This window comes from Brevibacterium litoralis, assembly GCF_040212315.1.
GTDB lineage: Bacteria > Actinomycetota > Actinomycetes > Actinomycetales > Brevibacteriaceae > Brevibacterium > Brevibacterium litoralis.
Genome location: NZ_JBDIUY010000026.1, coordinates 1 through 19771 on the forward strand (window position 1 = coordinate 1; position 19771 = coordinate 19771).

15 protein-coding genes are annotated in these 19771 nt (G+C 72.2%); 12 read left to right on the plus strand and 3 right to left on the minus strand.

The features are described 5' to 3' along the window. From AAD496_RS09410 to AAD496_RS09420, 3 genes are all read right to left on the minus strand, one after another. A partial coding sequence (locus AAD496_RS09410) for a transglutaminase TgpA family protein (RefSeq protein ID WP_349828427.1) occupies positions 1-2150 on the minus strand: 2150 nt, incomplete at its 3' end. Further along, on the minus strand, positions 2147-3412 hold the full coding sequence (locus AAD496_RS09415) for a DUF58 domain-containing protein (RefSeq protein WP_349828428.1): 1266 nt from the start codon (positions 3410-3412) through the stop codon (positions 2147-2149). The genes AAD496_RS09415 and AAD496_RS09410, both read right to left, overlap by 4 nt. Before the next feature lie 19 nt (positions 3413-3431). Continuing rightward, complete coding sequence (locus tag AAD496_RS09420) at positions 3432-4400, minus strand: AAA family ATPase (protein WP_349828429.1); 969 nt, start codon at positions 4398-4400, stop codon at positions 3432-3434. A 405-nt stretch (positions 4401-4805) separates the two neighbouring features. Here AAD496_RS09420 and mraZ point away from each other — a divergent pair, with 405 nt between their 5' ends. The 12 genes from mraZ to AAD496_RS09480 all read left to right on the plus strand — a co-directional run bounded on the left by mraZ (position 4806) and on the right by AAD496_RS09480 (position 19658). Continuing rightward, positions 4806-5237 (plus strand): division/cell wall cluster transcriptional repressor MraZ, encoded by a 432-nt coding sequence (mraZ, locus tag AAD496_RS09425; RefSeq protein ID WP_349828430.1) that lies wholly within the window; start codon positions 4806-4808, stop codon positions 5235-5237. Between the two features lie 240 nt (positions 5238-5477). After that, the gene (gene rsmH, locus AAD496_RS09430) at positions 5478-6479 is read left to right on the plus strand and encodes a 16S rRNA (cytosine(1402)-N(4))-methyltransferase RsmH (protein ID WP_349828431.1); all 1002 of its coding nucleotides are present in this window, start codon (positions 5478-5480) and stop codon (positions 6477-6479) included. Continuing rightward, the gene (gene ftsL, locus AAD496_RS09435) at positions 6476-7042 is read left to right on the plus strand and encodes a cell division protein FtsL (protein ID WP_349828432.1); all 567 of its coding nucleotides are present in this window, start codon (positions 6476-6478) and stop codon (positions 7040-7042) included. Before rsmH ends, ftsL begins: the two co-directional genes overlap by 4 nt. An 84-nt stretch (positions 7043-7126) precedes the next feature. Further along, on the plus strand, positions 7127-8890 hold the full coding sequence (locus tag AAD496_RS09440; RefSeq protein WP_349828434.1) for a peptidoglycan D,D-transpeptidase FtsI family protein: 1764 nt from the start codon (positions 7127-7129) through the stop codon (positions 8888-8890). Then, positions 8887-10407 carry a UDP-N-acetylmuramoyl-L-alanyl-D-glutamate--2,6-diaminopimelate ligase gene (locus AAD496_RS09445; protein ID WP_349828435.1) on the plus strand — a complete coding sequence of 507 codons (1521 nt, stop codon included), beginning with the start codon at positions 8887-8889 and terminating at the stop codon, positions 10405-10407. The genes AAD496_RS09440 and AAD496_RS09445 overlap by 4 nt, the downstream gene beginning before the upstream one ends. Positions 10408-10420: 13 nt before the next feature. After that, positions 10421-11872, plus strand: a complete 1452-nt coding sequence (locus AAD496_RS09450) for a UDP-N-acetylmuramoyl-tripeptide--D-alanyl-D-alanine ligase (RefSeq protein ID WP_349828437.1) — start codon at positions 10421-10423, stop codon at positions 11870-11872. After that, positions 11869-12978: a phospho-N-acetylmuramoyl-pentapeptide-transferase gene (gene mraY, locus AAD496_RS09455; protein WP_349828438.1), complete on the plus strand. Its 1110-nt coding sequence runs from the start codon at positions 11869-11871 to the stop codon at positions 12976-12978. The genes AAD496_RS09450 and mraY overlap by 4 nt, the downstream gene beginning before the upstream one ends. After that, complete coding sequence (gene murD, locus AAD496_RS09460; RefSeq protein ID WP_349828439.1) at positions 12968-14632, plus strand: UDP-N-acetylmuramoyl-L-alanine--D-glutamate ligase; 1665 nt, start codon at positions 12968-12970, stop codon at positions 14630-14632. The genes mraY and murD overlap by 11 nt, the downstream gene beginning before the upstream one ends. Beyond that, the gene (ftsW, locus tag AAD496_RS09465; protein ID WP_349828441.1) at positions 14632-15975 is read left to right on the plus strand and encodes a putative lipid II flippase FtsW; all 1344 of its coding nucleotides are present in this window, start codon (positions 14632-14634) and stop codon (positions 15973-15975) included. The genes murD and ftsW overlap by 1 nt, the downstream gene beginning before the upstream one ends. A 3-nt stretch (positions 15976-15978) precedes the next feature. Continuing rightward, a complete protein-coding gene (gene murG, locus AAD496_RS09470) occupies positions 15979-17163 on the plus strand; it encodes an undecaprenyldiphospho-muramoylpentapeptide beta-N-acetylglucosaminyltransferase (RefSeq protein WP_349828442.1) in 1185 nt (394 codons plus the stop codon). 154 nt (positions 17164-17317) lie between these two features. Further along, the gene (gene murC, locus AAD496_RS09475; protein ID WP_349828583.1) at positions 17318-18685 is read left to right on the plus strand and encodes a UDP-N-acetylmuramate--L-alanine ligase; all 1368 of its coding nucleotides are present in this window, start codon (positions 17318-17320) and stop codon (positions 18683-18685) included. Continuing rightward, positions 18669-19658, plus strand: a complete 990-nt coding sequence (locus AAD496_RS09480) for a cell division protein FtsQ/DivIB (RefSeq protein ID WP_349828443.1) — start codon at positions 18669-18671, stop codon at positions 19656-19658. Before murC ends, AAD496_RS09480 begins: the two co-directional genes overlap by 17 nt. The last annotated feature ends 113 nt before the right edge of the window (positions 19659-19771 follow it).

Here is a 19771-nt window from a genome sequence, read left to right on the forward strand (position 1 = left end):
GCGCCGAGGACCGTGTCGAGTGCCCGGACCGCGGCCCGGCGTCCGGTGGGATCGGAATCCGCGACGTCCGGGGCGCCGGCGTAGCGCTGCGCCTCGACGGCGGTGCGGATCCCCTCGAGACCGGTCCGGGCCTGCTCGGCCTCCGTGGCGTCGAGGAGGTCCCGGCGCACGGCCCGACGCAGCGCGTCGTCGAGGGATTCCGCATGGGCGGCGACGGTGACGGTCGATGCCAGGGGCGCACCGGCGTCCCGGGCGGTCGCGAGGACCTCGGCCCACCAGGCTTCCGGGGAGGCGGCGGCGAGGCCGGACGAGCGCCGGGCCCGGCGGAGCACGGTCGGCAGGGCGAGCAGCAGCCCGCCTGCCAGGACGACGAGGAGCGTGGTCCACACCCAGCGCGGCACGGAGAACCCGCCGTTGCCCTCGCCGGACTCCTCCGCCCCGGCCGGAGCGGTCTCCTCCGCCGTCGGCTCCTCAGCCGGGGCCGTCTCCTCCTGGGTCTCGGAGGTGGGAGTCGGAGTGGGGGCCGGTTCCTCCGACCCGTCCTCGCCGTCCTCCGTCGTCCACGGCGGGGGAGTGCCGGCCGGTCCACCGGGGGTCGGCTCGAACCGGACCCACCCCACGTCCTCGAACCACAGCTCCGGCCAGGCGTGTGCCTGGTCCATCGAGATCTCGTAGGACCCGTCCCCGGTGGGCGTGCCGGGGGTGAAACCGACGGCGATCCGGGCGGGGATCCCGATACTGCGTGCCATCGCCGTCATCGCCCCGGAGAACTGCACGCAGTACCCCCGACGGTCGGCCAGGAAGTCCGCGAGGGCGTCACCGGAGGCGACGTCCGGGGCGTCGAGGGAGTACTCGTACTCGCCGGAGCGGAAGTGGTCCTGGAGGGCGACGGCCGCCTCGTAAGGGTTCGCGGTCCCGGCGGTGACGTCCGCGGCGGTGTCCGTGACGACGGCCGGGAGGTCGTCGGGGAGGGCCAGGGTGTCGGCGAACTCCGCGGCCTCGACCGGTGCGGCCGCGGCCAACTGGGCCGGCGTGGGTTCGACCGAGCGGTAGTCGACGCCGTAGGACATCCCGGTCGTCACCTCGCCGTTGCCGACGATCGTGAGCGTGGCCGGGTCGTAGATCCAGCGGCGGCTCGCACCGTCCACGAGTGCGGGGGAGTAGGGGGTCGGCAGGTGCTGCTGGGCGAGCCCGTCGACCTCGACGTCGATCCGCCGCTCCACCACGTGCGTGTCACCGGAGACACCCGGCGGGTAGGCCAGGCCGTCGACGGCCACGGCGAAGGGATCGATGTCGAAGGGCGCCGGTGACCAGGTCTCCCCGTCGAACTCGCTCACGGAGGTCAGGCGCAGGGGAGGGGCGAGGGGGTCGTCCGTCGTGTAGCGCAGGACCACCTCGTCGTCGCCGGTCCGCAGGTCCTCCCCGAGATCGAGGAAGGGATTGACGACGGTGATGTCGCCGGTGGGCGTCGTCGTCGGGGCCTTCGGCGTGATGGGCGGCAGGGCGAGGGGGACGAGGACACCGACGAGGAGGGCCAGACCACCGGCCCCCGCGGCCGTCACCGGACCGCGCAGTCCGGGGGCGTCGGCGTACCGCGAGAGCAGGAGGACGAGGAAGGCCGCGGCGACGGCGGCGAAGTGCCACCAGCGCAGCTGCGCGGCGGCGAGGACGACGGGGACCATGTAGACGAGCAGCAGGAGGACACCACCGGCCGTCGGGGTCCGCAGGTCGCTCACCAGGCCGTCGACGAGGACCGTGATGACGGCGAACCCGCAGACGAGCAGGGCCCGGAAGCCCTCCGTCGACTCCGCCGGGGCCGAGGTCGAGTAGACGTCGTCGAGACCGGTCCCGAGCAGGTCGAACAGGCCGACGACCGTTCCCGGGGTGGGGACGAGGCCGAGCGCGAAGGTGTCGTGGACCGTGAGTGCGAGGACGAGGACGAGTGCCACGAGCCCCTGCGGCAGGACGACGAGACCGAGTTCCTGCAGGCGACCGACCGAGCGGGACACGGCACCGGCGACCGCCACGCCGACGACGACGGCGGCCACCTGGGCGAACCAGGCGTGATCGGCGAAGACCGCCCCGAGGCTCGCGGCGGTGAGCAGCATCGCCGCGATCACGAAGCAGCAGGTCCTCCAGGGGAGTGTCATCGGGTGGTCCTCCGGGACGCGGTCGAGGGGACGAGGGACGGAGTCCAGTCGGCCGGGACGGCCACACCGGTGGAGAAGAGGTCCGCGGAGAGGTCGCGGTCGGCCGGGCTCCCGGCGGGCGCCTCGGCGGCGACGAGGGTACGGACGTGCGCCGGGCGGCCCGCCCGGGGACGACGCAGCATGCCCTCGAGGACCGTGGCCCGGTCGCGGTCGCGGGTCACGAGGAGGAGGTCTGCGCCGTGGCCGAGCGCGGGCAGGGCGGTGTCGGTGGCGTCGGGGACGAGGTGGGGAGCCGCGGAGAGCAGCCGCAGGCGTTCGGCCCCGCGCCGACCGACGAGTTCCGTGTCGGTGTCCCCGGCCACCCACTGCACGGAGAAGCCTGCGGCCAGGTGCGCCTCGGCGGCGGCGGTGGCGGCGAGGACGGCGAGTTCGGTGAGCGGGTCCTGCGGGGGAGGGGAGGCGTCCGCGGCGCGCGCTCCCGAGGTGCCCGTCCCACCGTCCGGCCCCTCCGGGCGCGGTGAGAGGTCCCCGTGGACGTCGAGGACGACGACGAGGTGCGGGGTGTCCTCGGCGATCTCCGGGCGGACCCGCAGGTCACCGGTGCGCGCGGTGGACTTCCAGTGGACGTGACGGAGGTCGTCACCGGGCACGTACTCGCGGGTGAGGAGGTCACGCTCGGTCCGTCCGAGGGTGTCGCGGTGGCGGCTCGTCTCGCGGCCGCCGGCCCCGGCCGAGGCCGGGCGGGGCAGGTCGAGGTGGGCGGCGCCGACGGTCACGGGGTAGTCCCCGTGGACCCGTTTCGTCACGGCGCACAGACCGAAGGGGCCGTCGACCCGGGCGACGAGCGCGCGCAGACCACCGGGACCACGGCGCACGGGGAGGAGAGCGGCCTCGACGGTCAGCCGCCCGCCGACCGGCATACCGGGGATGTCCGCGGTCTTCACCTCACCGCTTCCCGGGACCGGGTCGAACCGGACGGTGAAGGGGCCCAGGGGAACGGGGACCCGGTTGCGGATCCGCGCGCGCAGGTGGATCTCCTCGCCGACGCGGCCGGCCGGTGTGCCCCCGGGTGTGGGGAGTGCCGCGTCGATCCGGACCTCCAGACGGGCCGAGGACAGGGCCGCGACGAGCAGGCTGACGACGACGAGGACGCCGAGCATGATCCCGGCCGGCAGGAGCCCGGGCAGCGAGAACCGGTAGGCGGCCACACAGAGGGTGGCCCCCACGAGGAGGAAGACGACACCGGGACTGTTGAGACGCATGGGTGGGTCCGGCGGGGGCTCAGCGCACGGGGGTGCGCTCGACGACCTCACGGACGATCCGCGCGGCGAGTTCCGGGTCGTCGCCGGTGCGCGGGATGACCCGGTGGGCGAGCACGTCGACGGCGAGGGCCTGCACGTCGTCCGGGGTGACGAAGGTCCGGCCCTGGATGACGGCCAGCGCCTTCGCGGCCCGCAGCAGGTGCACGCCGCCGCGCGGGGAGACACCGAGGGCGACGTCGGGATCCGTCCGGGTGGCTGTGAGGAGATCGACGACGTAGTCACGCAGGTCCTGCGTGGCCGTGATGTGGCGGACGGTCTCCCGGGCGGCGACCACCTCGTCGAGCGAGGTGACGGCCGGCACGGAGGCGAGCGGGTCGTGGTCGACGTGCGAGTCGAGGAGGGCGGACTCGCTCCCCGCGTCCGGGTACCCGACGGAGGTACGGGCGAGGAACCGGTCGCGCTGGGCCTCGGGCAGTGAGAAGGTGCCCTCCATGTCGATCGGGTTCTGCGTGGCGACGACCATGAAGGGGCGCGGCATCGAATAGGTGGTGCCGTCGATGCTCGCCTGGTCCTCGGCCATGCACTCCAGCATGGCCGACTGGGTCTTGGGGGAGGCCCGGTTGATCTCGTCGGCGATGACGACGTTCGAGAACACCGGACCCGGGCGGAACTCGAACTGGCGCGTCTCCTGGTTGAACATGTTGACGCCCAGCACGTCGGCCGGCAGCAGGTCCGGGGTGAACTGCAGGCGCCGCACGGAGCCGCCGACGGTGCGGCCCAGCGCCTTGGCGAGCAGGGTCTTGCCGACCCCGGGCACGTCCTCCAGGAGCAGGTGGCCCCCGGACAGGAAGGTGATGACCGCCGTCCGTACGACGTGGTCCTTGCCGGCGAGTGCCGAGTTCATGGCCTGCCGCATGTCCTGGGCGATCCGCTGGACGTGGTCGACGGCCGTGGCGTCCGGCGCCTGGGCATCACGAGGAGTCGTCATGCCCACCATTGTCCCGCAACCACCACCAGGGCCTCCACTCCTCTCCCCGCGGGTCGCCCCACTTCCCTCCCCACATCCCTCCCCGGGTGCCTTCTCCCGCCTCCCCACTCTCCTCCTCTCTCTTCCCTCCATCCCTCCCCTGGAGGTCCCCCACTTCCCTCCCGGACGGCCCCCACATCCCTCCCCGCCGCCCAACACCAGGGCTCCCGGGCCGCCGCCGAGGCGCCGCGCACCCCTCCCGACACGCGTGTCCGACGCTTTCTCCCCCACTTCCCACCACCACTCTGACCTGGTGAAACACCACTCAGGACCGTCGATCGGGGGATTTTTCCCCGGAAGGTGGGGGGAAGTGGAGTACAGTGGGCGTCATCGGAGCCGACGGGTTTCGAAAGGGGTGAGGCGTCAGTGTTCTTGGGTACGCATTTCCAGCGACTCGACGACAAGGGCCGCCTCATCCTGCCTGCCAAGTTCCGGGAGGAACTCGCGAACGGACTGGTCATCACCCGGGGTCAGGAACACTGCCTCACCCTGTTCCCCACCCGGGAGTTCGAGTCCATTCACGAGCAGATGCGATCGGCGCCCATGACCAGCAAGGACGCCCGTGACTATCTGCGTGTGTTCCTCTCCGGCGCCTCGGACGAGCACCCGGACAAGCAGGGGCGGATCACGGTCCCCCAACTGCTGCGCAAGTACGCCGGACTCGACCGGGACGTCGCGGTCATCGGCATGGGCAACCGTGTCGAGATGTGGGACTCCACCACCTGGGAGGAGTACCTGGACCGGACCGAGCAGGGGTTCGCCGATCGAGCGGACGAGGTGATCCCGGGCGTCATCTGAGTCGTCCGGTCGGGATCCTCGGCCGTCGTGGAGGGTTTCGGGATACTTCCCCGGTTCCGAAGCCCCGCCGTCCTGACACTCTTCCCCGGTGCCAGGGCCACGACGGACGGGGTTCCGGGCCTGACGGCGGAGACCGTCCGGGACCGCCACCCGTACCGGTTCCACCCGTACCCGTCGGAGCACGCCACACGCCCACGGTCCGTGCCACACGGTCCGTGCACGAGAAGGAGGACCGGCCGGATGACCGATTACCCCCACGTCCCCGTCCTGCTCGACCGCTGTGTCGACCTGTTGGGCGTCGGCGTCGAGGCGGCCCGGGCGGCGGGTCGCCGTCCTGTGCTCGTCGACTGCACCCTCGGGATGGGTGGCCACAGCGAGGGGATCCTCCGGGCCTTCGACGACGCCCTCCTCATCGGTCTCGACCGTGACCCCGACGCGCTCGCCGTCGCGACCACGCGCCTGGCCGGCTTCGGTGACCGCTTCCGCGCGGTCCACGCGACCGACGACGAACTTCCCCAGGTCCTCGCGGAGCACGGTGTCGACCCACAGGGTCTGTCCGGGGCGCTCTTCGACCTCGGGGTCTCCTCCCTGCAGCTCGACGAGGACGAGCGCGGCTTCTCCTACTCCCGGCCGGCTCCGCTCGACATGCGGATGAACCGCGAGGACCCGCTCACCGCCGCCGAGGTGCTCAACACCTACCCCGAGGCCGAACTCGCCCGGATCATCTCCGAGTACGGCGAGGAACGCTTCGCGCGGAAGATCGCGAAGGTGATCGTCACCGACCGGGCCGAACGGCCCTGGGAGACCTCCGACCAGCTGGCGGGGATGCTCCAGCGGGTCGTCCCCGAGCAGAAGAACGCCCGGAAGCGGTCCCACCCGGCCAAGCGCACCTTCCAGGCGCTGCGGATCGAGGTGAATGCGGAACTCGACATCCTGCGCACCGCCCTACCCGCGGCACTGGAGTCCCTGCACGTCGGGGGAGTGGTCGTCGTCGAGTCCTACCAGTCCCTGGAGGACACGATCGTGAAGAAGGTGTTCCGGCACGGGACCAGCACCCAGGCCCCACCGGATCTGCCGGTCGTGCCCGCGCACCTGCAGCCCTGGCTCACCGAGATCGTCCGGGGCGCCGAGAAGGCCGACGCCGCGGAGATCGAACACAACGCCCGGGCGGCGAGCGTCCGCCTGCGGGCCGTGCAGAAGACCCGCCACCCGTCCACCGACCCGCAGGAGGCCCGGCGATGAGTCGTGACAACACCGCACGGGTCCCCACCCGTCCCGCCCCGCGGGTCCGTTCTGCGGATCCGGGGCGCCTGACCGGCGCGGGCGTCCGCCGCCTGCGTCTCGTCGTCCCCGACCTCGCCCGGTCCCGGGCGCCCTTCTCCCTCGTCGTCGTGGGCCTGCTCGCCCTCGGACTCGTGGGCGTGCTGCTGCTCAACATCCTCATCTCCCACACGACCTACCGGGTGGAGGAGTTGAGCGCCACACACGAGGGCCTCGTCGTCGAACGGGACTCGCTGGCCGAGGACGTGAGCTACCGCGAGAGCCCGCAGAACATCGCGGCCGCCGCCGAGGACCAGGGCATGACGCGCGACACCTCGCCGCAGTACATCCGGCTCTCCGACGGCACCGTGCTGAGCCCGGGAGAGGTGCCCGGCCGGGAGACCGCCGACCGGTCGGCCGTGCCCGGCCCGCGTGCCGATGCCCGGGACGCGGTCCGCCCCAACCTACGATCGGACGAGGTGCTGCCGGCCGTCGGCGGTTCCGGGACGACACTCCCGAGCCCCGCGCTGCGAACTCCGGAGTGACAGCGCGGCCCGGAGTAACCGGCAGTGCACCTCGGGGGCGCGGGCCGACACCACGGGCGGACATCCACGTGAGCGGAAGGTGAGATGGCAACGAAGAAGAAGGCGGGACGCGGGGCCGACCCCCGGGCCCGCATGTGGTTCCTCGTCGTCGGCTGCCTGGTGGTCATGGTCGTCATCGCCGCCCGTCTCGTCGCCATCCAGGGGATGGACCAGATGCAATTGGCCCAGCAGGCGCTCGCCTCGCGGCTCGTGACGAAGACCCTGCCGGCCGAACGCGGCACCATCACCGCCGCCGACGGCACCGTGCTCGCGGACAACGCCGCGCGCTACCGCCTCGTCGTCGACCAGCAGAACATCGACCTCTACGAGGACGAGGACGGTGAGCCGCTCGGCGCCTGGGGCGCGGCCGAGGCGATCGCCCCGATCCTGGAGACCGATCCCGGTCTCGTCTTCGAGAAGCTCGACGGTGACCGCCGCTGGAACCCCGTCGCCGAGGGTCTCACCGCCGAGGTGTGGGGCGAGATCCGCGCGCTCGGTATCCCCGGACTCACGACCGAGGAGTACTCGATCCGCACCTACCCCGCGGGGGCGGTCGGCGGCAACCTGCTCGGGTTCGTGAGCACCGACGGGGAGGCCCTGGCCGGTCTGGAACTCAAGTACGACGACGTCCTGCAGGGTGTCGACGGTGAACAGCAGTACGAACGGGGTGCCCGCGGCGACTACATCCCGCTCGGCGACTCGAACATCACCCCGGCAGTCGACGGCCAGGGCCTGCGCACCACCATCGACCCGACCATCCAGTACTACGCTCAGCAGGCCATCGGGGACGCGGTTGCCGAGCACGAGGCGGAATGGGGCTCGGTCGTCATCCGCGAACCGGACACCGGGCGTGTGCTCGCCGTCGCCGAGGCGCCCTCGGTCGACCCGAACGACTACGGCAGTTCGGAGATCGAGGACATGGGCGCCCGGAGTTTCACCCACCTGTTCGAGCCGGGTTCGACGGCGAAGATGATCACGGCCGCCGCCCTCATCGAGGAGGGACTCGTGACCCCGGAGACAGAGTTCACCGTCCCCTACGAGTGGACCGCCCCCAACGACGAGGTGTTCAAGGACTCCCACAGCCACCCGGACCAGAAGCTCACCTTCGCCGGGATCATGGCCGAGTCCTCGAACACCGGTACGATCCTCGCCGGGGACGAACTGAGCCTTGAGCAGCGGCACGACTACCTCTCCGACTTCGGCTTCGGCCAGCGTTCGGCCGTCGACTTCCCCGGGGGGACCGGGGGGATCCTCCACCCGGTCGAGGACTGGGACGGTCGTACCAAGTACACCGTCATGTTCGGCCAGGGTGTCGCGGCGACCGCGATCCAGACGGCGGAGGCCTTCTCCGTCATCGCGAACGACGGCGTGGCCGTGCCGACCCAGCTCGTCTCCGGCACCGTCGGGTCCTCCGGCGCCGTCACCCCGGTCGATCCAGGGGAGGGGACCCGGGTCGTGAGTGCGGACACCGCCGCCCAGGTCTCCGCCATGCTCGAAGGTGTCGTCGCCGAGGGCACGGGTGGCCCGGCCGCGGTGCCCGGGTACCGGGTGGCGGGCAAGACGGGCACCTCGCAGGCGCCCTCGGATTCGGGCGGCTACGACGGGTACACGTCCTCCTTCGTCGGATACGCACCGGCGGAGGACCCCGAGGTGGTCGTCTCGGTGACTTTGCAGCGCCCACGCAAGGGTTACTACGGTGGGACCTCCGCCGCCCCCGTGTTCTCCGACGTCACCGGATTCACCCTGCGTCACCTGGGCGTGCCACCCTCCACCACCACACCGGATCTGCCTGCAAGGGAATGGGAATGATCACGCTGTCCTCACTGCACCTGCCCGCCGACTGCGTGGTCCACGGACCCGTCGACGTCGAGGTGACCGGGGTCTCCCAGGACTCCCGCACCGTGGAGCCGGGGTTCCTCTACGCTGCCCTCCCGGGTGCCAACGTGCACGGAGCCCGCTTCGCCCCCGATCTCGTGACCCGCGGCCTGCGGGCCGTCCTCACCGACGCCGAGGGGCACGCGCTGCTGCGGTCGGCACTGGACCACGGTGCCCTCGCGGACCTCACCGTGCTCGCCGTGGAGAACCCGCGCGCCCACCTCGGCGGCCTGGCCGCGCAGGTCTACCGGACCGATCCGGAGGCCCCACGGGTCCTGGGTGTGACGGGGACGAACGGCAAGACGACGACCACCTACCTGCTCGACGGGCTGCTGCAGCGTCTGGGACGGACGACCGGTGTGATCGGCACGGTCGCGACGACGATCGCCGGTACGCGACTGCCGAGTGCCCGGACCACCCCCGAGTCGCCGGACCTCCACTCGATCCTCGCGCGGATGCGCGGCAAGGACGTCGACGTGTGCGCGATGGAGGTCTCCTCCCACGCCCTCGACCAGCACCGGGTCGACGGGGTCACCTTCGACGTCGTCGGGTTCACCAATCTCACCCAGGACCACCTCGACTTCCACCCGACGATGCGCGACTACTTCGCGGCGAAGGCGAGACTGTTCACCCCCGGCTTCGCCCGGACGGGTGCCGTCGTCCTCGCCGACGACTGGGCCCGGGAGCTCGCCCGGACCTCCGCGGTGCCGGTCGTGACGATCTCGCGGGAGCCCGCCGACGCCCCGGACTGGCGGGTGGCCGAGGAGAGCGGCGAGGCCTTCGTGCTCGTCGGACCCGAGGGTGTGCGGATCCGGGCCCGCTCGCCGCTGCCCGGGGACTTCAACGTGCTCAACACAGCACTGGCCGTCGTCATGCTGCACCTGCACGGGGTGGCCCCGGACGCCCTGGAGGCGGCCGCGTGCGACTTCTCCGTGTCCGTGCCCGGCCGGATGGAGGTCGTCCACCCGGCGGCCCCGCGGGCCGTCGTCGACTACTCGCACACCTCCGACGCCCTGGCCAAGGTGCTCGACGGTCTGCGGGACTCCGACCCGCTCGTCGTCGTGTTCGGGGCCGGCGGGGACCGGGATGCGCTCAAGCGGCCGCTCATGGGTGCGGCTGCCGCACGTGGCGCGGACGTGGTGATCGTCACCGACGACAACCCGCGCTCCGAGGACCCGGCGGCGATCCGCCGCGCGGTGCTGCTGGGTGTGCAGGACGAGATCGCGCAGGGACGCGCCCGCGTCGGACGTGACGATGTTCACGAGATCGGTGACCGGGCCGCCGCGATCGCCGCCGGCGTGGCCGCCGCCGGAGCGACGGGAACCCTGCTGGTGGCCGGGAAGGGCCACGAGACGGGGCAGACGGTGGGCAACATCGTCCACCCCTTCGACGACCGCGAGAGGACACGCGAAGCGGTCGCGCTGGCGGCCTCCGACGGGCCGGAACGGTAAGGTTCACTGCGATATGAAGCATTTCTCTGCCCACGACGTGGCCACCGCGCTCGACGGTGAACTGTACGGAATCCCGCCGGAGGTCCTGCTCACCGGCGGGGTCGTCACCGACTCCCGGGAGGTCGGGCCGGGTGACGTCTACGTCGCCCGCCGCGGGGAGGAACTCGACGGCATCGACTTCGCCGGTGCGGCCGTGGAGGCCGGCGCGGCCCTCGTGATCGGCGAGGCGCTCCCGACCACCGAGGACGGCCCCCTCCCGACCCTGCTCGTCGAGGACGCCACCGAGGCGCTCGGCGCCCTGGCGCGGCTCAACGTCGAGGCCCTGCGGGCCAGCGGCGAGATCACCGTCATTGCGATCACGGGCTCCGCCGGCAAGACGACGGTCAAGGACCTCGTCGCCGATCTGCTCACCGGGCAGGGTGGGACCGTGTGGCCGCCGAACTCGTACAACAACGAGGTGGGTGTGCCGCTCACCGCCCTCCGTGCGGACGAGACCACCCGGTTCCTCGTCCTCGAGATGGGGGCCCGGAACATCGGGAATCTGCGCTACCTCACCTCTTTCGTCCGCCCCGACATCGCCGTCGAGCTCAACGTCGGCACCGCCCACTCCGGCGTGTTCGGGTCGATCGACAACACGCAGAAGGCGAAGACGGAACTCGTCGAGTCCCTGGTCCCCGGAGGCTGGGCCGTGCTCAACTCCGACGACGGACGGGTGGCCGCGATGGCCGACTCGCTCGCCGAGGGCGTCAACACGCTGTGGTTCAGCCCCTCCGGGTACGCCGGTGACCACGCGCCCGTCGTGCGGGCCACCGACACGGAGATCACCGCCTCGGGCCGCACCCGCTTCACCCTCCACCTGCCCGAGGCCGAGCCCGCCGCGGTCGAACTCGCGCTGCTCGGCGAGCACCACGTGTCGAACGCACTCGCGGCCGCGGCCGTCGCCCACCTCTGCGGCGTCCCGGCCCGCTCGATCGAGACGGTGCTCGCCACCTCGGGCGCGGCCAGCCGGTGGCGGATGGAACTCATCGACTCGCCCGAGGGCGTGACCGTCCTCAACGACGCGTACAACGCGAACCCCGACTCCATGCGGGCCGCGCTCAAGACGCTCGCGGCCATGGGGGCCGGCGACGCCGAGAACCCGCCGCGCCGCACCGTCGCCGTCCTCGGCGAGATGCTGGAGCTCGGGGAGGAGTCCCGGCAGGCCCATGCCGACGTCGGCGAGCAGGTGGTGCGCCTCAACATCTCCCGCACCGTCGCCGTGGGCGAGGGTGCGAAGCCGATCTTCAGTGCCGCGGAGCTCGAGGGCTCCTGGGGCAACGAGGCCGTGTGGGTGCCCGACATCGCCGCCGCCCGGGACCTCCTGCAGGCGGAACTGCGGACCGGTGACATCGTGCTGTTCAAGAGCTCCCGGGACGCCGGTCTGCGCTTCCTGGGTGACGAGATCGCGGGGGTAGCCGGGGCATGATCGCCGTCGTCGTCGCCGCCATCTCGGCGCTCGTGCTCACCCTCGTGGGCACACCCCTGTTCATCCGGGTCCTCGTGAAGCGGGGCTACGGTCAGTTCATCCGGGACGACGGTCCGGAGTCCCACGCCACCAAGCGCGGCACCCCCACCATGGGTGGTGTCGTCATCATCGGTGCGACCCTGCTCGCCTACGCGATCGGGCACCTGGTGACCGGCAGTGCGCCGACCCCCTCCGGCCTCCTCGTCCTGTGGCTCGCCGCGGGACTCGGTGCCGTCGGGTTCCTCGACGACTACATCAAGGTCTCCAAACAGCGCTCGCTCGGACTCACCCCGCGCGGCAAGCTGCTGGGGCAGGGCTTCGTCGGCATCTCCTTCGCCGTCCTCGCCCTCCAGTTCCCCAACGAGTACGGGCGCACTCCCGCCTCGTCGGCGATCTCCTTCGTCCGTGACACGCCGCTCGACCTCGCCTTCCTCGGGACCTCGACCGTCGCCGGTCTGCTCGTCGCGTTCGTCCTCTTCACCGTGTGGGCCAACCTGCTCATCACTGCGGTGTCGAACGCCGTCAACCTCACCGACGGCCTCGACGGTCTGGCCTCGGGTGCCGCAGCCGTCGTCTTCGCCGGCTACGTGCTCATCACGACCTGGCAGTCCACGCAGAACTGTGACCTGCAGACCGTCGCCCGGGACGGGTGCTACATCGTCCGCGACCCCCGCGACCTCATCATCGTCGCGGCCTCCATGGCCGCCGCCTGTGTCGGCTTCCTGTGGTGGAACGCCTCACCGGCCAAGATCTTCATGGGCGACACGGGTTCCCTGGCGATCGGTGGCGCGATCGGTGGTCTGGCGATCATGACCCGCACCGAACTGCTGCTGCCGGTGCTCGGTGGCCTGTTCGTCATCATCACGCTCTCCGTCATCCTCCAGGTCGGGTCCTTCAAGCTCACCGGCAAGCGGATCTTCCGGATGGCGCCGCTCCAACACCACTTCGAACTCAAGGGCTGGGCCGAGGTGACCATCGTCATCCGGTTCTGGATCATCTCCCTGCTGTTCGTCGTCGCGGGCATCGCGATCTTCTACGCGGAATGGGTGGCACATCTTGGACGCTGAGACGAACCCGACCGCGCCGACGAACCCGACGACCCCGGCCGTCCCGCCGCTGCGACCGGCCGGCTGGGAGCCCGTCGACTACCCCCTGGCCGACCGGATCCCGGAGGCCCTCCACGGGCCGTCGAGTTCCCTCGAGGGCCTCACCGTGCTCGTCACCGGTCTCGGTGTCTCCGGCTTCCCGGCCGCCGTGCACCTGGGGGAGCGCGGTGCCGACGTGATCGTCGTCGACGCGAACGCCGAGCGGGACCTCGGCGAGCAGATCACCATCCTCGAGGTCTTCGACGTCGACGTCCGGCGCGGACCCGAGCACGTCACCACGGTGCCGCGGTCGACGGCCGGGAACCTGCCCGACCTCGTCGTCACCTCGCCGGGCTGGCGGCCCGACCACCCCGTGCTCGTCGCCGCGCAGGAGGCGGGGATCCCCGTCATCGGCGAGGTGGAACTCGCCTGGCGGGTGCGTGGCACGAACGCCGCCCCCTGGCTTGTCGTCACCGGCACGAACGGCAAGACGACGACCACCTCGATGCTCGCCTCGATGCTGCAGGCGGCGGGGCTGAACGCCCGGGCCTGCGGCAACATCGGTGCACCCCTGCTGGAGGCGGTCCTCGACCCCGCGGCCGAGGTGCTCGCGATCGAACTCTCCAGCTACCAGCTGCACTGGCAGTACTCGATGAGCGCCCACGCCGCGGCCGTCCTCAACCTCGCCGACGACCACCTCGACTGGCACGGCGGGTCCGCGGAGTACGCCGCGGCGAAGGGCCGGGCCTACACGAACGTGCAGAAGGCCGCGGTGTACAACGTCGACGACCCGGCCACCCGCCGTCTCGTCGAGGACGCCGAGGTGATCGCCGGTGCCCGCGCCGTCGGCTTCGGACTCGGCATGCCCGGACCGGGTTCGTTCGGACTCGTCGAGGACGTCCTCGTCGACCGGGCCTACGTGCCCAACCGGTATTCCGCCGCCGCGGAACTCGGCACCCTCGCCGACGTCGCGACGGCCTCCGGTCACCCCGGGGGCACCGCAGCACCCCACCAGGTGGCGAACGCCCTGGCCGCCGCGGCCCTGGCCCGCAGCCTCGACGTGCCCACCGGTGCGATCGCCCAGGGCTTGAAGGACCACGTGGCCGGCGGCCACCGCCTCGAGCACGTGATCACCGCCGCCGGTGTCACCTGGATCGACGACACGAAGGCGACGAACCCGCACGCGGCCGATGCCGCCCTGGCCTCCTTCGAGGACATCGTGTGGATCGCCGGGGGACTGCCGAAGGGCGCGGAGTACTCCGCGCTCGTGGAATCCCACGCCCACCGTCTGCGCGGGGTCGTGCTCGTGGGCACCGACCGTGCGCCCCTGCGTACCGCCCTGGCCGCCCACGCCCCGGACGTGCCTGTCGTCGAGATCGAGGACCTGCCGGATCCCGACGGGACCCCGGAGACCGCACGGGGCCGGGCCGTCATGACCGCCGCCGTCGAGGCGGCCGCCGGACTCGCCGCCGACGCGGGAGATTCCGTCACGGTGCTGTTGGCACCCGCCGCGGCGAGCATGGACCAGTTCCTCGACTACGGCACGCGGGGCGACCTGTTCGCCGCGGCCGTGCGAGAGCGCACTGCCGGGGACCACGGGCAGGGCGCCTCGGCGGCGGAGAACCCGGGGGTCTGATGTCGGCCGGAGTGGAGAACCGGAAGGGTCGGGCCCGGGCGGCGCGGTCCCGCGCCGGGACGTCCACGCGGGCCGGGAGTTCGGGTGCCCGCCGGGCACCGGCGTCCTCGGCCCTGCCGGCCGGGTGGTGGGCGCAGCTGCGGCGGGTGCTCGACCTGCCGGTCACGAGCTACTACATCGTCCTGTTCGCGGTGCTCGCGCTCACGGGGCTGGGGCTCGTCATGGTGCTCTCCGCCTCGTCGATCGAGGCCTATGCCGGGGGCGAGGGCAACTCCTTCGCGGTGTTCAACCGGCAGGCACTGTTCGCCCTCGTCGGGCTCGCGGCGATGTTCGTCCTGTCGCTGATCCGCCCGAAGTTCTGGAAGGTGATCGCGGTGCCCGCGATCATCGGTGCGATCGTCCTCCAGTTCCTGCCCTTCGTCCCCGGGATCGGGGCGGCCGAGAACGGCTCGCTGAGCTGGGTGTCGATCGGCCCCTTCCGCGGTCAGCCCTCCGAGTTCGCCAAGATCGCCCTGGCGCTGTGGCTCGGTGTGTTCTTCGCCCACAAGCGGAACCGCCTCCGGGAGTTCCGCGAACTCGTGCCCATGCTCGTCGTCCTGCTCCTGTGCGTCGGACCGATCATCGCCGGGCGCGACCTCGGCACGGGCCTCATCGTCTTCATGCTGCTCGCAGGTGCGCTGTTCGTCGGCGGCCTGCCGTGGCGGTACTTCATCACCGGCAGTCTTGCGGTCGTCGGGATGGTCGCGGCCCTCGTCCTCACGAGCGAGAACCGGATGGCGCGGATCACCGCCCTGTTCATGGGCTCCGACCACACCGACGCCGACGCGCTCGGCCAGCACTGGCAGTCGAACCACGGGCTGTTCGCCCTGGCCTCCGGCGGTTGGTTCGGGGTGGGGCTCGGCGCCTCGCGCGAGAAGTGGTCGTGGCTGCCGGAGGCGCACAACGACTTCATCTTCGCGATCATCGGAGAGGAGCTCGGCCTCGTCGGCTCGCTCGTCGTCGTCGCACTCTTCGCGTGCCTGGGCTACGGCATGGTGCGGATCGTGCTGCGCACCGAGGACCGCCTGGTCCAGACGGCAACGGCCGGCGTGTTCCTGTGGTTCTGCGGCCAGGCCGTCGTGAACATCGGGGTGGTCGCCGGACTCCTGCCCGTCATCGGTGTGCCCCTGCCCTTCGTGTCCGCCGGCGGCTCCGCCCTGGTGGCCTCGCTCATGGCTGTCGGTATGGTTCTCTCGTTCGCCCGTGAGGAACCGGGTGCCCGGGAGGCCATGGCGGCCCACTCCGACCGGGTCCGTCGGTCCCTCGCCGTGCTCGCCCGCCGTCCGTCCACCCGAAAGCGTTGATCCATGCCCTCACCCACCAGGCCCCTGTCCGTGCTCTTCGCCGGGGGCGGGACGACTGGGCACATCTCGCCCATGCTCGCCATCGCCGACGACCTGCGGTTCCAGGACCCCGAGGCACGCGTCACCGTGCTCGGCACCCCGGAGGGGCTGGAGACGCGACTGGTGCCGGCCGCCGGCTACGAGCTCACGACGATCGACAAGGTCCCGATGCCCCGCAGTCTCGATCTCGGGGTCCTGCGGTTCCCGGGTAAGCTGCTCGGCACGATCTCGCGGGTGCGCCGGCTCCTCAAGGAGCGTGAGGTCGACGTCGTCGTCGGAGTCGGCGGGTACGTGTCGACCCCGGCCTACCTGGCCGCACGACTGTCCGGGGTGCCGGTCGTCGTCCACGAGGCCAACGCCCGTCCGGGCATGGCGAACAAGCTCGCGGCCAAGTTCACCCCGGCGGAGAACATCGGCTACTGCTTCGCCGGGACCCCGCTGCCCGGTCATCGGGTCGGGATGCCCATGCGGGCCGGGATCGAACACCTGGACCGCCGGGACCCGTCCGTGCGGGCGGCCGCCGCCGGGCGCCTCGGGCTCGCCCCCGACATGCCCGCCCTCGTCGTCACCGGCGGGTCCCTCGGCGCGCAGTCGATCAACGACGCCATGCTCCACGCGATGGACGCGGTCGCGGCCGCCGGGATCCAGGTCCTCCACATCACCGGGCGGGGGAAGGGCGAGGACCTCGCCGCCGCAGCCGCGGACCACCCGCACTACCACGTCGTCGACTACGTCGACGGCATGGAGAACGCCTACCTCGCCGCGGACCTGCTCGTGTGCCGGGCCGGGGCCGGGACCGTCGCCGAGGTGAGCGTCATGCAGGTGCCCGCCGTCTACGTGCCCCTGCCGATCGGCAACGGCGAGCAGCGGCTCAACGCCTCCGAGGCGGTCAAGGCCGGTGCCGCCCACATGGTCGTCGACGCGGACTTCACCGCAGACCGGGTGATCAGCGGGATCGTACCCCTGCTCACCGAGCCCGACCGGCTGGCCCGGCTGGAGCAGGCCGCCCGGGAACTCGACTTCCCCGCGGCCGCCGCCCGCACCATGGTCCGGGTTCTCTACCGGGCCGCCGAGCGGGACCACCCCGCTCGGCCCTACCCCGACCACCTCCTCACTGCCTCTGAACTCCGTACCCGGAAGGACCGGTGACCCGATGACCCCCACCCCCTCCCCGCAGCACGCGGCCGACGGCGGACCCTCGACGGACGGTGTCGCCACGGTGGACGGCGACCCGGTGGTCGACGGCGTCCCGGCGGCGGACGCACTGGGCCGGGTGCACTTCGTCGGAATCGGCGGAGCCGGGATGTCCGGGATCGCCCGGATCATGCTCATGCGCGACGTGCCGGTGAGCGGGTCCGACGCACTCGACTCCTCGGTCGTCACGACCCTGCGGGCCCTCGGCGCCCACGTGTCGATCGGACAGGCCCCGGAGAACGTCGCCGAGGTGGACACCGTGGTCGTGTCCTCCGCCATCCGGGCCGACAACCCGGAATTCGTGGCCGCTCGCGCACAGGGTCTGCGGGTCCTCCACCGTTCCGAGGCACTCGCCTCGCTCATGGTCGACAGTCGGGCCGTCGCGGTGGCCGGTACCCACGGCAAGACGACGACGACCTCCATGACGACCGTCGCTCTGCAGGCCTGCGGGGCGGACCCCTCCTTCGCGATCGGCGGGGTCCTCACGGCCACCGGGATCAACGCCCACCAGGGCTCCGGTGACGTCTTCGTCGCCGAGGCCGACGAGTCCGACGGCAGCTTCCTCCTCTACCGGCCCACCGTCGGCATCATCACGAACGCGGAGCCGGACCACCTCGACCACTACGGCACCTGGGAGAAGGTCCGGGAGGCCTTCGTGTCCTTCGCCGCCAACGTCCGCGCCACCGACGGCACGCTCGTCGTGTGCGCCGACGACCAGGGGGCCGCCTCCATCGGTGCCGAGGCCCGCGCCGCCGGGACTCGGGTCCTCACCTACGGCACGGGTGCCGACGCCGAGGTGCGGGTGCGGGACATCACCGCCTCGGAGTCCGGCGGCAGCGTCTTCTCCCTCGACCTGCCGGACGGCACCCGGGTGGGGCCGGTGCACCTGCGGCAGCCGGGCGTCTACAACGCGCTCAACGCGACCGCCGCGCTGTGCACGGTCCGGGCCCTCGGGCTCGACGTGGGGACCGCCGTCGCCGGGATCGAGTCCTTCGGCGGCACCCGCCGCCGGTTCGAGCTCAAGGGCTCGACCGCCGGGGTCCGCGTCTTCGACGACTACGCCCACCACCCGACGGAGCTCACCGCGGTCCTCACCGCCGCCCGGTCCGTCGTCGCCCCGGGCGGGCGGGTGCACGTGGTCTTCCAGCCCCACCTGTTCTCCCGGACCAAGAACTTCCGCGCGGAGTTCGGGCAGGCGCTGGGACTCGCCGACGAGGTCGTCGTCCTCGACGTCTACCCCGCCCGCGAGGACCCGATCCCCGGTGTCACCGGTCAGATCGTCGCCGACGAGGTGCCCCTGGACCCGGCGCACGTCACCTTCCTCCCGGCCTTCAACGACGCGGTGTCCTTCGTGGCCGACCGTGTCCGCCCGGGTGACGTCGTGCTCACCGCCGGGGCCGGGGACGTGACGATCCTCGGACCGGAACTCGTGAACGCGCTCGACCGGGCCGTGGATCACGGTGGTCCGCAGGATTGACGGCGGGGGCCGTCCGGGGGATCCGGACGGTCCCACCGGGACGGACACGACCGGAGCCGGCGGCGCCGGCACCGCCCCTGACGGTGCCGGTGCAGGGGAGCGCGACGACACGGTCTCGCTCGGCCTCACCCGCCGCCTGGAGGACTTCCGGCGCAGGCGTCGGCGTATCCGCCTCGTCCTCGCGGGTGTCCTCGCCGGTGTCCTCGCACTCGCGGGGGTCGCGTGGTTCAGCCCGCTGCTGGCCGTCGACACCGTGACGGTGTCCGGCAGCGAGCGGGTCGACACGCAGGAACTGGAGACGGACCTGTGGGTGGCCCACGGCGGCACACCCCTGCCACGGGTGCGTCCGGGCGCCGTCGAGTCCGCCGTGCTCGCCGCGCACCCGCAACTCGCCGCGGCCGAGGTCCGCTGGTCCGGTCCCCGGGCGATCCACGTCGAACTGACCGACCGCACGCCGGTGCTGGCGGTGCGCACGGGGGAGGACTGGACGACCTACGACGCCGCGGGGGTCCCGCTCGACGCCCCGGCTGCCGCCCCCGAGGGGATGCCGGTGCTCGTCCTGGAGTCCGCGCAGGCGTCCGGTGCCGACACCGGGGACTCGGCAGGTTCCGACACGCCCGGGCCCGAACCGATCGTCGCCGATGCGCTCACCGTCCTCGGGGCCCTGCCCGCCGAGGCGGGTCTCACCGTCCACCGGATGCAGGCGACCTCCCCGGCGGACATCGCACTCGTCGTGACGCGCGAGGGGGAGGGCGCCTCGGACGCGGAGGACGGTGCCGAGGAAGCGGCCGGGACGGCCGAGGAGGTGACCCTGCGGGTCGGCACGACGGCGGACCTCGACCGGAAGATGGAGGTCGCCACGGTCCTGCTGGAGACCGGGGCCCACATGATCGACGTGTCGGTGCCCGGAGTCCCGGTCACCGAGGGTGCGGACCCGGTCGACCCCGAGGAGCCCGTCGACGCGACGGAGTGATGGGACACGGGGACACGCCGGTGGGGTGCCGGGGGTGCGGGCGGCATCCGATACAGGACACGCGGAACGCGCCCGCGGCGTGGATGAGCGCCGGGGCCCGGGTGGGAACCGTT

Coding starts and splice junctions, on each gene's coding strand:
- murG (WP_349828442.1), top strand. CDS start 15,979: ATGCCCTCACCCACCAGGCCCCTGTCCGTGCTCTTCGCCGGGGGCGGG.
- murC (WP_349828583.1), top strand. CDS start 17,318: ATGTCCGGGATCGCCCGGATCATGCTCATGCGCGACGTGCCGGTGAGC.
- AAD496_RS09450 (WP_349828437.1), top strand. CDS start 10,421: ATGAAGCATTTCTCTGCCCACGACGTGGCCACCGCGCTCGACGGTGAA.
- AAD496_RS09445 (WP_349828435.1), top strand. CDS start 8,887: ATGATCACGCTGTCCTCACTGCACCTGCCCGCCGACTGCGTGGTCCAC.
- ftsL (WP_349828432.1), top strand. CDS start 6,476: ATGAGTCGTGACAACACCGCACGGGTCCCCACCCGTCCCGCCCCGCGG.
- ftsW (WP_349828441.1), top strand. CDS start 14,632: ATGTCGGCCGGAGTGGAGAACCGGAAGGGTCGGGCCCGGGCGGCGCGG.
- mraY (WP_349828438.1), top strand. CDS start 11,869: ATGATCGCCGTCGTCGTCGCCGCCATCTCGGCGCTCGTGCTCACCCTC.
- rsmH (WP_349828431.1), top strand. CDS start 5,478: ATGACCGATTACCCCCACGTCCCCGTCCTGCTCGACCGCTGTGTCGAC.
- AAD496_RS09415 (WP_349828428.1), bottom strand. CDS start 3,412: ATGCGTCTCAACAGTCCCGGTGTCGTCTTCCTCCTCGTGGGGGCCACC.
- AAD496_RS09420 (WP_349828429.1), bottom strand. CDS start 4,400: ATGACGACTCCTCGTGATGCCCAGGCGCCGGACGCCACGGCCGTCGAC.
- AAD496_RS09440 (WP_349828434.1), top strand. CDS start 7,127: ATGGCAACGAAGAAGAAGGCGGGACGCGGGGCCGACCCCCGGGCCCGC.